The 12,298-nt window shown below is 60.5% G+C and carries 12 protein-coding genes; 6 read left to right on the forward strand and 6 right to left on the reverse strand.

The genetic code is table 11. The features are described from left to right. Window positions 1–71 precede the first annotated feature (71 nt). Together PSEBG33_RS05690 and PSEBG33_RS05685 are read left to right on the forward strand one after the other, a co-directional pair. A complete protein-coding gene (locus PSEBG33_RS05690; RefSeq protein ID WP_005790985.1) occupies window positions 72–1,391 on the forward strand; it encodes an MFS transporter in 1,320 nt (439 codons plus the stop codon). 74 nt (window positions 1,392–1,465) lie between these two features. Next, window positions 1,466–2,086: a flavin reductase family protein gene (locus tag PSEBG33_RS05685; protein ID WP_005790987.1), complete on the forward strand. Its 621-nt coding sequence runs from the start codon at window positions 1,466–1,468 to the stop codon at window positions 2,084–2,086. A gap of 98 nt (window positions 2,087–2,184) precedes the next feature. Here PSEBG33_RS05685 and PSEBG33_RS05680 read toward each other — a convergent pair whose 3' ends face one another. Further along, the gene (locus tag PSEBG33_RS05680) at window positions 2,185–2,433 is read right to left on the reverse strand and encodes a hypothetical protein (RefSeq protein WP_005790989.1); all 249 of its coding nucleotides are present in this window, start codon (window positions 2,431–2,433) and stop codon (window positions 2,185–2,187) included. Window positions 2,434–2,478: 45 nt separating this feature from the next. Next, window positions 2,479–2,820 (reverse strand): antibiotic biosynthesis monooxygenase family protein, encoded by a 342-nt coding sequence (locus PSEBG33_RS05675; RefSeq protein WP_005790991.1) that lies wholly within the window; start codon window positions 2,818–2,820, stop codon window positions 2,479–2,481. A 328-nt stretch (window positions 2,821–3,148) separates the two neighbouring features. Here PSEBG33_RS05675 and PSEBG33_RS05670 point away from each other — a divergent pair, with 328 nt between their 5' ends. After that, on the forward strand, window positions 3,149–4,078 hold the full coding sequence (locus tag PSEBG33_RS05670) for an AraC family transcriptional regulator (RefSeq protein WP_005790993.1): 930 nt from the start codon (window positions 3,149–3,151) through the stop codon (window positions 4,076–4,078). 123 nt (window positions 4,079–4,201) lie between these two features. Here the strand turns inward: PSEBG33_RS05670 and PSEBG33_RS05665 are convergent, their stop codons facing one another. The 4 genes from PSEBG33_RS05665 to edd all read right to left on the reverse strand — a co-directional run bounded on the left by PSEBG33_RS05665 (window position 4,202) and on the right by edd (window position 9,311). Beyond that, on the reverse strand, window positions 4,202–5,629 hold the full coding sequence (locus PSEBG33_RS05665; protein WP_198287294.1) for an ATP-binding protein: 1,428 nt from the start codon (window positions 5,627–5,629) through the stop codon (window positions 4,202–4,204). Window positions 5,630–5,660: 31 nt separating this feature from the next. Then, on the reverse strand, window positions 5,661–6,395 hold the full coding sequence (locus tag PSEBG33_RS05660; RefSeq protein WP_005790997.1) for a response regulator: 735 nt from the start codon (window positions 6,393–6,395) through the stop codon (window positions 5,661–5,663). A gap of 136 nt (window positions 6,396–6,531) precedes the next feature. Beyond that, complete coding sequence (locus PSEBG33_RS05655; protein ID WP_005790999.1) at window positions 6,532–7,488, reverse strand: glucokinase; 957 nt, start codon at window positions 7,486–7,488, stop codon at window positions 6,532–6,534. Continuing rightward, window positions 7,485–9,311 carry a phosphogluconate dehydratase gene (edd, locus tag PSEBG33_RS05650; protein ID WP_005791001.1) on the reverse strand — a complete coding sequence of 609 codons (1,827 nt, stop codon included), beginning with the start codon at window positions 9,309–9,311 and terminating at the stop codon, window positions 7,485–7,487. The genes PSEBG33_RS05655 and edd overlap by 4 nt, the downstream gene beginning before the upstream one ends. A gap of 222 nt (window positions 9,312–9,533) precedes the next feature. Here edd and gap point away from each other — a divergent pair, with 222 nt between their 5' ends. The 3 genes from gap (at window position 9,534) to PSEBG33_RS05635 (ending at window position 12,230) form a co-directional block, all read left to right on the forward strand. Beyond that, a complete protein-coding gene (gene gap, locus PSEBG33_RS05645) occupies window positions 9,534–10,535 on the forward strand; it encodes a type I glyceraldehyde-3-phosphate dehydrogenase (protein WP_005791003.1) in 1,002 nt (333 codons plus the stop codon). Between the two features lie 132 nt (window positions 10,536–10,667). Further along, the gene (locus PSEBG33_RS05640) at window positions 10,668–11,186 is read left to right on the forward strand and encodes an RNA polymerase sigma factor (protein WP_005791005.1); all 519 of its coding nucleotides are present in this window, start codon (window positions 10,668–10,670) and stop codon (window positions 11,184–11,186) included. A gap of 75 nt (window positions 11,187–11,261) precedes the next feature. Beyond that, window positions 11,262–12,230, forward strand: a complete 969-nt coding sequence (locus tag PSEBG33_RS05635; protein ID WP_005791007.1) for a FecR family protein — start codon at window positions 11,262–11,264, stop codon at window positions 12,228–12,230. Window positions 12,231–12,298 lie beyond the last annotated feature (68 nt).

Consider the following 12,298-nt stretch of genomic DNA (forward strand, 5'->3'; position numbering starts at 1 on the left):
CTTCTGCTATAGCCCAAGCCAGGCAGTGCTCAAGCACGCTCCATAAAAACAACTAGATGAAGGATCCTTCAATGGATAACTCCAACTCCCTGCCTCTGGGATCGGCGTCTGCGCCGGCAAAAGAACGCACCACCTCCAGCCGCATCAAGTCGATCTTCAGTGGATCGGTCGGCAACATGGTCGAGTGGTACGACTGGTACGTCTACGCCGCCTTCTCGCTGTACTTCGCCAAGACATTCTTCCCCAAAGGCGACACCACCGCCCAACTGCTCAACACCGCCGCGATCTTCGCCGTGGGCTTCCTGATGCGCCCTATCGGTGGTTGGCTGATGGGCCTGTATGCCGACAAGGTCGGGCGTAAAAAAGCCCTGATGGCCTCGGTCTACCTGATGTGCTTCGGCTCGCTGCTGATTGCCCTGAGCCCGGGCTATGAACTCATCGGTATCGGCGCGCCGATCCTGCTGGTGTTTGCCCGTTTGCTGCAGGGCCTGTCGGTCGGTGGCGAATACGGCACTTCCGCCACTTACCTCAGCGAGATGGCGACCAAGGAACGTCGTGGTTTCTACTCCAGCTTCCAATACGTGACCCTGATCTCCGGCCAACTCATCGCGCTGGCGGTGCTGATCGTGCTGCAACAACTGCTGACTACCGAACAGTTGTACGCCTGGGGCTGGCGTATCCCGTTCGCCATCGGCGCCTTGTGTGCAGTGGTCGCGCTCTATCTGCGTCGCGGCATGGAAGAAACCGAGTCGTTCACCAAGAAGGAAAAGGCCAAGGAAAGCGCAATGCGCACCTTGATGCGCCACCCCAAGGAACTGATGACCGTGGTCGGCCTGACCATGGGCGGCACCCTGGCGTTCTACACCTACACCACCTATATGCAGAAATACCTGGTGAACACGGTCGGCATGAGCATCTCCGACTCCACCACCATTTCGGCAGCCACGCTGTTTCTGTTCATGTGCCTGCAGCCGATCATCGGCGGGCTTTCGGATAAAGTCGGCCGTCGCCCGATCCTGATTGCCTTCGGTGTCCTGGGTACCCTGTTCACTGTGCCGATCCTCACCACCCTGCACACCATCCAGAGCTGGTGGGGCGCGTTCTTCCTGATCATGGCAGCGCTGATCATCGTCAGCGGCTATACCTCGATCAACGCCGTGGTGAAAGCCGAACTGTTCCCCACCGAAATCCGCGCCCTGGGCGTGGGCCTGCCGTATGCGCTGACGGTGTCGATCTTCGGCGGCACTGCTGAATACATCGCGCTGTGGTTCAAGAGCATCGGTATGGAAACTGGCTACTACTGGTACGTGACCGCGTGTATCGCAGTGTCGCTGATGGTCTACGTGACCATGAAAGACACCCGCAAGCACTCGCGGATTACCACGGACTAAAAAATATGGGAGGGGACAACCCCCCTCCCACATTGGATATGATGTGGGCCCCAGAATCGAGAGCAGAACAGGTCATGTCCGACGATATTCACTTCTACGAACCCGCCAATGGCCACGGCCTGCCCCATGACCCGTTCAATGCCATCGTCGGCCCGCGCCCGATTGGCTGGATCTCCTCGCACGACAGCGAAGGCCGCCTGAACCTGGCGCCTTACAGTTTCTTCAATGCATTCAACTACATCCCACCGATCATTGGGTTTTCCAGTGTCGGGCGCAAAGACAGCTTGAATAACATTGAGCAGACCGGCGAGTTTGTGTGGAACCTGGCCACTCGCCCGTTGGCCGAGCAGATGAACCAGAGTTGCGCAGCGGTCTCGGCGGATGTGAATGAGTTCGAGTTGTCCGGCCTGACGCCGGTGGCTTCGAAAGTCGTCGCGGTACCCCGCGTCGGCGAGAGCCCGGTGTCGTTTGAATGCAAAGTGACGCAGATCATCCAACTGCAACGCGCCGACAAGGAGCTGGTGCCGAGTTGGCTGGTGCTGGGCGAAGTGGTTGCGGTGCATATCGCCAAGTGGTTGCTAAAGGATGGGATCTACGACACTGCTGCCGCCGAGCCGATTTTGCGCGGCGGCGGCCCGGCGGATTACTTCCAGTTGGGGCCGCAAGCGCTGTTCAAAATGCACAGACCTCAATAACCCCTGTAGGAGCGAGCTTGCTCGCGAAGATCGTTAACGATAACGCGGGCACCAGGCTGAACGCGGTGCTCTTGAGTTTTTCGCGAGCAAGCTCGCTCCTACAGTACGGCGGGGGCCCAGCTCAGTTCGCCGTCAGCATTCACATCATTCAACAGATCAAGTTGCTGCATTGCCGCATCGTCAGCGTCAGCAGCCGTCTTGAACTTCTGCCCGTCGAGGATCTTGTGGAACTTGGGGGCGCCCATGCCATCCAGTGCCTTGACGGCGATGGCAGCGCTATAGCCACCCTCTTCTTCACGCACCAAGGCGGAAACGGCTTCGTGGTGGGCAAACTCTTTACGTGCCATATTGCAGGTCCTGGCCAATGGAAAAGTCGGCCATTGTAAACCGGTTCAACCGGCCAGTTGCAGGTACTCGCCGTAGGCGTTGACGGCAGATGCATCGGTGAAGGTCCGGAAGTCCATGCTGCGGACCACCATGTCGTTCAACAGCTCGGTAAAGATCATCAGGGCCGGTGAGCTGAAGTAGGCACTCATGGCCTCTTCGCTGCTCCAAAAACCTGATACCAGCCATACATCAGTATCGACCTGGGAATGCTGCAACGAGAATTGCAGGCAACCTGGGGCTTGGCGACCCGGTTCGATCAAACTGCTCAAGCGTGCACCGAGTTCGGTGCTGCACCCGCTACGGGCGCGGATAAAGGCCATGTGGCTCGCGGGAATGGGGGTGGACATGTTCGACTCTCCCGTTGAGAAGTGATGCTCGGCAAGCACGGTGAGGGTGTGTTGCCACAGGATCAAAGATAGCCGCCCGGCTGTGGCTGCGGTTAGTCGATTCCTGCAGGCTTATTGCACAATCCTGCGAGAAACATAGAGAAGACGTTTGGCCCCCGGGATTTATTCCATGGGCCGGTCCAGTGTTTCAGGGAGATGACAGGCGCCCTGCTTGCCTGATTCACTACCTATCGCAGGATCAGGCAAGGATCCTGCAGAATCGACGTAACACTTTTTCAAAAGCTGCCGCTAAGCTGAGCCCATCAAAGCAGCGTGTAGAGGACGCCCCATGTCGTCGCCCGAACCAAAGCCTACCCCCGTCGATGCCGAGATGGAGAAACAACGCGCCGAGCTGGCCAGTATCGTGCACCGCCACACCTGGGAAGATGGCTCCTACGGCACGGCGATCACCTCGCTGTATCTGAACCGCCACAACACGCCACGGGATTTCATGCCGGTGCTGGTGGAACCTGCCCTGTGCATCCTCGCCAGCGGCAGCAAGGAAGTGCGCCTGGCCGACGAAATCTTTGCCTACGACCCGCTCAATTATCTGGTGTTCTCGGTCGCCATGCCGGTAGCCGGCAGAATCATCGATGCCACCCCGCAAGACCCCAACCTGTCGGTCCGCATCAATATCGATCCGGCCCAGCTCACCGCGCTGATTGCCGAAGCCGGGCCTATGGGTGTGCCGTCGCGGCCCACCTCTCGCGGCATGTATGTGGACCGCATCGACACCCCGTTGCTCGACGCCGTGCTGCGCCTGGCCCGCCTGCTGGATACGCCCAAAGACATCGCCATGCTCGCGCCGTTGATCAACCGTGAAATTCTCTATCGCTTGCTGCGGGGCCCACAGGGTTATCGCCTGTATGAAATTGCCGTGGCCAACAGCCAGAGCCATCGCGTCAGCCAGGCGATCAAATGGCTGAACGGCAACTATGAACAGCCACTGCGCATCGACGACCTGGCCAAGGAAGTGAACCTGAGCGTCTCGACCTTGCACCATCGCTTCAAGGCGATTACGGCCATGAGCCCGCTGCAGTACCAGAAGCAGCTGCGCTTGCAGGAAGCCCGGCGCTTGATGATTGCCGAAGGACTGGAAGCCTCGGCTGCGGGGTATCGGGTGGGGTATGAAAGCCCGTCGCAATTCAGCCGGGAATACAGCCGGTTGTTTGGGGCGCCGCCGCTGCGCGACCTGGCCCGGTTGCGCCAAAGCATCTGATGTACGCAGAGCAAAATGTGGGAGCTGGCTTGCCTGCGATGGCGGTGTGTCAGTCACTAATGAGTCAACTGAACCACCGCTATCGCAGGCAAGCCAGCTCCCACATTTGAGCTCAGGTGTTTGTTAGTCCAAGGTTCTTGGTAGTTGCAGGGTGACGCGCAGTCCGCCTTCGCGCAGGTTCTGCAAACTCACTTCACCGCCATGGCTATGGGCAATGTTGCGCGCGATCCCCAGCCCCAGGCCATACCCCTGCTGCTGGCCGGCCAGGCGAAAGTGCGGTTCAAATACCTGCTCCAGACGCTGCTCCGGCACACCGGGGCCTTCGTCATCCACATGCAGGACGAACTGCACACCATCATCTTCGATATGCAGATGTGCGTTCTGCCCGTACTTCAAGGCGTTGTCGATCAGGTTGCCGATGCAACGCTTGAGCGCCAGCGGCTTGCCCGGGTAGGCCGCCAGGGCCGCGCCATCAAGGGTTACCCGCCCATTGCCGTTGGGTGCCAGGTACGGTTCCACCAGGCATTCGAGTACGTGGTTGAGGTCCACCGGCTGGATGTTTTCGTGGATGTCGGTGTCTTTCACGCATTGCAGCGCGCCTTTGACCAGCAGTTCCAGCTCATCCAGGTCGCGGCCGAATTTGGTTTGCAGGTTCTCGTCTTCGAGCAATTCCACACGCAACCGCAGGCGGGTAATCGGGGTGCGCAAGTCGTGGGAAATTGCGCTGAACAACTGGCTGCGTTCGGTCAGGTAACGGCTGATGCGTTCGCGCATTGCGTTGAATGCGCGGCCCACCTCCACCACTTCACTGCCGCCGCCTTCGGCTACCGGTTCTACATCAGCTCCCAGCGACATATCCCGCGCCGCCCGCGCCAGGCGCTTGAGCGGCCGGCTTTGCCAATGCACCAGCAAACCGATAAACAGCAGCAAAAAACCGCTGGTCAGCACGATAAACCACACCTGCTGGGACGGCAGACCCTGTTCTTCAAGGCTGGTGTACGGCTCTGGCAACAGCGAGGCGATGTACAGCCATTCGCCGGGAGCCAGTTGAATCTGGGTGACCAGCACTGGCGGGTTTACCGGTTCCAGGGTCAATGCGTAATGGGCCCAGGAGCGTGGCAGTTCGTCGAGCTTGAGGCCGGCATTGAAGATGCGCAGGTCTTCGGCGCTGACGAACTCCACCGAGATATGCACATCGGCGCCCAGGGTTTGGCGTAGCACCTCATCGACCGCCTCCAGCACCGCTTGCTTGCGTGGCGTCTGCGGCAGGATCGCCATGTCCAGCGGGCGATCATTGAGGGTCACTACAAAGCGGGTACCGCCCATGCTGCGCAACTGATCAAGGACCAAAGGCCGATAGGCCACCGGCAGCGAACGGAAGTAACTCACGCTGGCGGTCATCGAGTGCGCCAGGCTACGGGCACTGGTCACCAGGCCCTCAAGCTGGGTGGCGCGCAATTGCGACACCCAGATCACGCTGGACAGCGCCTGGGCGAACAGCACGGCGAGCAAGGTCAGCAGTAACATGCGCCCCAGCAACGAACGTGGCACCGGAAAGCGGCGGCGGCGCTCGGTCAAAGGTTCAGTGGGCATTGCCGGCAACCACGCTGGCTGCCAGTTGATAACCGCTGCCGCGCACGGTGCGGATCAGCCTCGGGGGTTTTTCGGTATCGCGCAGGCGTTGGCGCAGGCGGCTGACCGCCATATCGACGATACGGTCAAGCGGCATCAGGTCACGGCCGCGGGTAGCGTTGCCGATAGTATCGCGGTCGAGGATCTGTTGCGGGTGATCAAGAAACAACTTGAGCAAGGCAAAGTCCGCGCCGGAAAGGATGACCTCTTCGCCATCAACGTGAAACAAGCGGTGGCTGATCATGTCCAGGCGCCATTCATCGAAGACCAGTACATCACCGCCAGTGCTGCGCTCCTGGCCGAATTGGCAACGGCGCAGCAGCGCCTTGATCCGCGCCTGCAACTCGCGAGGGCTGAACGGCTTGCCGATATAGTCGTCAGCGCCCAGTTCCAGGCCGATCACGCGGTCGGCTTCGTCGGAACTGGCGGTGAGCATGATGATCGGTACCTGTGCCTGGCGCGGGTGCTGGCGGATCCAGCGGCACAGACTGAACCCGTCTTCATCCGGCAACATCACATCGAGGATGACCAGGTCGCACGGCGCCTCGTTCATCGCCTGGCGGAACCCCGCACCATCGGCCACGCCACGGACCTGGAAGCCGGCGCGACTGAGGTAGGTTTGCAGCAACTCGCGGATCTCCTGGTCGTCGTCGACGAGGAGAATGGATTTACTGATTACGCTCACGGGGGCCTCCTTGTTGTTATGGGGTGTTCTGTAGGGCCTCATCGGGGGCAAGCCCCCTCCCACATTTGCCTGCATTCCAAAGTTGGAACGGGGTCAAATGTGGGAGCGGGCTTGCTCGCGATGAGGCCATCACAGCCTATGCAAAAGCCTGCTCAAGCGCCACGCCAGCCCCGGTCAGCCCCGAATACGGCGCTGTCACCAACCACACCGGAATACCTTTGAAGTAGTCGCTCATGCAGCCTTTATCCGCAAAACTTTTGGCGAAACCGCTGGCGATAAAGAAGTCGGCAAACCTGGGTATCACCCCACCCACGATGTACACGCCACCGCGCCCACCGGTGGTCAAGACGTTATTGCCCGCGACCCGGCCCAGCCAGATGCTGAACTGGTCCAGCACTTCCATGGCTACCGCGTCACCGGCCAGGCCCGCTGCGGTGATGGCTTCGGGCGTGTCCAGCACCGGCTCGTGCCCGTCCACCGCACAAATAGCGCGATACAGACGCGGCAACCCGCCGCCGCTCAATACGGTCTCGGCGCTGACATGGCCGATCTCCGTGTAAATATGCTGCCACAGCTGGGTTTCCCGCGGGCTGCTCAGGGGCAGGTCGACGTGCCCGCCCTCCCCCGGCAATGCCGCGAAACGCCCGGCGCCAAGGTCCAGCAAGGTGCCAACGCCCAGGCCAGTGCCCGGGCCGATCACCACCGCTGGGCGCAACGGCTCCTGCGTGCCTTCGCAGACCACGCGGAACTCGTCGGGCTTAAGACGCGTCATGCCCAGGGCCATGGCCGAGAAATCATTGACCAGCAGCAGTTCATCCACTTGCAGGGCTTGGCAAAACGCCGTCTTGCTCAGGCGCCAGTGATTGTTGGTGAACTTGAACTCATCGCCACTCACCGGCCCGGCCACCGACAGGCACACCGCACCGATGTCCCCGATTTCCAGGCCTTCCTCTGCGAGATAGACCTTGATCGCTTCTTCAGGGCTTTGGTGATCCGCTGTGGCATGCACGCGGATCGAATGCAGCTCCTGATCTCGCCATAACGCAAAACGGGCGTTGGTACCCCCGATATCACCGACCAGCGCAAGCTTCACTTAAGCGTCTCCAAGGCAGAGGTAAAGGCGCTGGCGCCCTGCTCTGCGGAGCTTGCGGCCAAGCGCATGAATGCAAACAGCTCGCGACCTGCCCCCACGTTATTGCCCAACAGGCCCGTGGCAGGCGTGCGCGCTGCAAATACTTCGGCGTCCACTTTAAGCTCCAGGGTGCCGGTGACGCCATCGACGCGGATGATATCGCCATCCTGCACCCGCGCCAGCGGCCCGCCGCTCTGGGCTTCGGGGTTGACGTGGATCGCGGCAGGGATCTTACCCGAGGCGCCGGACATTCGCCCATCTGTTACCAACGCCACTTTGAAACCACGGTCCTGCAACACGCCGAGAAACGGGGTCATCTTGTGCAATTCCGGCATACCGTTGGAACGTGGCCCCTGAAAGCGCATCACCGCAACGAAGTCTTTTTCCAGCTGGCCCGCCTTGAAGGCGTCGGCCAGGTCTTGCTGGTCCTGGAACACCACCGCCGGCGCTTCAACCACCTGATGCTCGGGCGCGACAGCCGAAACTTTCATCACGCCACGGCCAAGGTTGCCTTCCATCACGCGCAAGCCGCCTTCCGGCGAGAACGCACGGGCCACGGGGCGCAGGATGGTTTCGTCGAGGCTCTCGATCGGGCCATCGCGCCAGACCAGCTCGCCGTCCACCAGGAACGGTTCCTGGATATAGCGGCTCAGGCCCTTGCCGGCCACGGTGTTGACGTCTTCGTGGAGCAGGCCGGCTTCGAGCAGTTCGCGGATCAGGAACGACATGCCACCCGCCGCCTGGAAGTGGTTGATGTCGGCCTTGCCGTTTGGGTACACGTGGGACAGGGTCGGCACCACCTCGGAGAGGTCGGCCATGTCTTGCCAGGTCAGGATGATGCCCGCCGACATGGCAATGGCCGGCATGTGCAGCGTATGGTTGGTGGAACCGCCGGTAGCGTTTAGCGCAACGATGGAGTTGACGATGGATTTCTCGTCGACGATCTCGCCGATCGGCGTGAAGTTGCCATTGGCCTTGGTCAAGCGCGTGACCTGGTGCGCCGCTTCGCGGGTCAACGCGTCACGCAGCGGCGTGTACGGATTGACGAATGACGCGCCCGGCAAATGCAGGCCCATCACTTCCATCAACAACTGGTTGGTGTTGGCGGTGCCGTAGAAGGTGCAGGTGCCGGGGCTGTGGTAGGACTTCATCTCCGATTCCAGCAGCTCTTCGCGGCTGGCCTTGCCCTCGGCGTAGCGCTGGCGCACATCGGCTTTCTGCTTGTTGGAGATACCCGACGGCATCGGGCCGCCCGGCACGAAGATCATCGGCAGATGGCCGTAGCGCAGCGCGCCCATCATCAGGCCGGGGACGATCTTGTCGCAGATCCCCAGCATCAGCGCGGCGTCGAACATGTTGTGGGACAGCGCTACCGCCGTGGACATGGCGATGACTTCACGGCTGAGCAGGCTCAGTTCCATGCCCGGCTCGCCCTGGGTCACACCGTCGCACATGGCGGGGGTGCCGCCGGCGAACTGGCCGACCGAGCCCACTTCACGCAGGGCTTTCTTTATTTGTTCAGGGAAATGTTCGTAGGGCTGATGCGCCGAGAGCATGTCGTTATAAGAAGAAACAATTGCCACGTTGGCGGCATTCATCATGCGCAGGCTGTTTTTGTCTTCGGTGCCGCAACCGGCTACACCGTGGGCGAAGTTGGCGCATTGCAGCTTGCCACGCATCGGACCGTCGCTGGCTGCGCCGCGGATGAGCGCAAGGTAAGCCTCGCGGGTGGCGCGGCTGCGGGCGATAAGCCGTTCGGTGACCTCAAGAACGCGGGGATGCATGTATAGAACTCCAGGCTAACGGATGTGGCGACCTGAGTGTCTATGCTGATCAAACGCCCACGGCCCACGGGATGGCAGAGGGTCGTTTGGATCATCGGACCAGTTGATTCAGGTCACTCGTTGTAGATTGAACAAAATATTGCCACTAAAAAGGCTTGTTTTCTATTTTTATGCGAATAATCTTGTAATTCTTACAACAAATCGACGACAGGCACTTTTCCAATGACTCTACGTATCGCAATCAATGGTTTTGGTCGTATCGGCCGTAATGTCCTGCGCGCACTGTATACCCAAGGCTATCGCCAGGATTTGCAGATCGTCGCCATCAATGATTTGGGCGACAGCTCGATCAACGCCCACCTGCTCAAGTACGACACCGTACACGGCACTTTCGATGCAGAGGTCGCCCACGATCAGGAAAGCCTGACCGTCAATGGTGACCGGATTGCCGTCAGTGCCATCCGCAACCCCGCCGACCTGCCGTGGGCTGCACACAAGATCGACGTGGTGTTCGAATGCACCGGTCTGTTCACCGACCGCGACAAGGCTGCCGCCCATATTACCGCCGGCGCACGCAAGGTGATCATCTCGGCTCCGGCCAAGGGCGCGGATGCGACCGTGGTCTACGGGGTAAACCATGACATTTTGCGTCAATCCCACCAGATCATCTCCAACGCGTCGTGCACCACCAACTGCCTGGCGCCGGTCGCGCAGGTGCTGCACCGTGAGCTGGGTATCGAAAGCGGCCTGATGACCACCATTCACGCCTACACCAACGACCAGAACCTGACCGACGTCTACCACACCGACCCGTACCGCGCGCGCTCGGCCACCCAGAACATGATCCCGAGCAAAACCGGCGCGGCTGAAGCCGTTGGCCTGGTACTGCCGGAACTGGCGGGCAAGCTGACCGGCATGGCGGTGCGGGTACCGGTGATCAACGTGTCTCTGGTGGACCTGACTGTGCAGTTGAAGAAAGAAGCCACGGCCGATGAAGTCAACGCCCTGCTGAAACAGGCCAGCCAGCACTCGAAGATCCTCGGTTACAACACCCTGCCGCTGGTTTCCAGTGACTTCAACCATAACCCGCTGTCGTCGATCTTCGATGCCAATCACACCAAGGTCAGCGGCAAGTTGCTCAAGGTGCTGGCCTGGTACGACAACGAGTGGGGCTTCTCCAACCGTATGCTGGATAACTGCCTGGCGCTGTGCAACGCCGAGTAACCCCAACTGTGGGAGGGAGCAAGCCCCCTCCCACAGTTACATTTTGTCCAGAGTAGGTTCAGGGAAATAGCCACTTGCCATTTCAGTTGATGATAAGCATTATCATTCGCTGCAAATCGGTCTGGTATCACTGTGAGCCAATCTCGCTTCAACCAAGTCTTTCTCACCCAACGGGTGATTCTGCTACGCACCTTGCAGCGGATGGTGAATAACCACAGCACTGCCGAGGACCTGTTGCAGGAAACCTACCTGCGCGTCACTCGGGCCCTGAGCGAGCGGCCGATCGACCACCTTGAACCCTTTGTCTACCAGACCGCGCGCAACCTGGCGCTGGATCACCTGCGCTCGCGCCGGATCCAGGCCCGCACGTTGCAGGAAGACGTGCCGCTGGACGTGCTGCAAAGCGTTGCCGCCCCTGCCAGCACACCTGAAGAAGCCATTCAGGCCGAGCAACTGCTGGAGCATCTGAGCGTCAGCCTCGGCCAGCTGAGCGCTCGTCAGCAGCGGATTTTCATCCTCAGCCGCCTGCACGGTTGCAGCTACCAGGAGATTGCCGATCAGTTGAACGTGTCCTTGAGCACCGTACAAAAGGAACTGAAATTGATCATGGCCATCTGTGTAGGTGTGGCCGAACGGCTGGATCAGCCTTAAGCTCCATCCGACAGAGCTATCGATCCACGCTGTACGAAAAAATGAATAGAACGTGGCGAAGACCCGAGGAACACCGTGACGGACCCGAATAAACTGCGCCCCCATGCGTTGGCTCATGAGGTGCTGCAAGACACGGCCATGGACCAAGCCCTCGACTGGCTGATCGCCTTGCAGTGCCCGCAACCCGGGCAGCAGGCCGAGTTCGACGCCTGGCTGGCCGAGGACCCGGCGCATGTCCACGCGTTCAGCAAGGCCCAGGCGACCTGGGCGGGTGCACCGGTACACAGCGCCGCCGTGGCCCTTGCGGTGCCACGCCAGCCAAGCGGCTGGCGCCGAATCAAACCGCACTGGAAGCCCTTGGCCACTGCGGCCGTGCTGTTGATCGGTCTGTTCAGCTTCAGCAACTTGCCGATGCGCTTGCAGGCCGATCACCTCACCGTGGTCGGCGAGCGCCAACGCCTGCAACTGGACGATGGGTCCAAGGTGCTGCTCAACACCAACTCGGCATTTTCCAGCCGCATCACTGACCACCAGCGCATTGCGCGCCTGTACCAGGGCGAAGCGTTCTTCGACATAGCCCCCAGCCGTGGCCTGCCCCTGGAAATCGACGCTGGCCCCGTGCGCGCCAGTGTGCGCGACACCGCCTTCGCCGTGCGCTACCTCGATGGTGAGGCTCAGGTACAAGTGCAGCGTGGCGATGTCGACCTGAGCAACAGCTTCGACGATGCCCGCGTACGCCTGAGTGCCGGGCAAAGCATCCGCGTCGGCCCCAAGGGTTTCGGCCAACCGGCCACGCTCGATGTCGGCAAGGATCTGGCCTGGGTGCAGGGTCGTCTGGTGTTCGAAAATTGCCCGCTGAGCGAAGTCCTGGCTGAACTGCGCCGCTATTACCCTGGCTGGATCGTCAACAACAATGAGCAACTGGCCAGCGTCGCCGTCACCGGCAACTATCGCCTCGACCAGCCCCTGGACGTGGTGCGCTCCCTGGCCCACATCACCTCGGCCAAGCTGTCGGAATACCCGGCGCTGGTGATTCTGAACTAAATGAGAATTATTTTTACTCGATGTTAACCGGCGATACGTCTCGTTATAGCCAATGCAACTGATTCCTA

This window comes from Pseudomonas synxantha BG33R (assembly GCF_000263715.2).
Classification (GTDB): Bacteria; Pseudomonadota; Gammaproteobacteria; order Pseudomonadales; family Pseudomonadaceae; genus Aquipseudomonas; species Aquipseudomonas synxantha_A.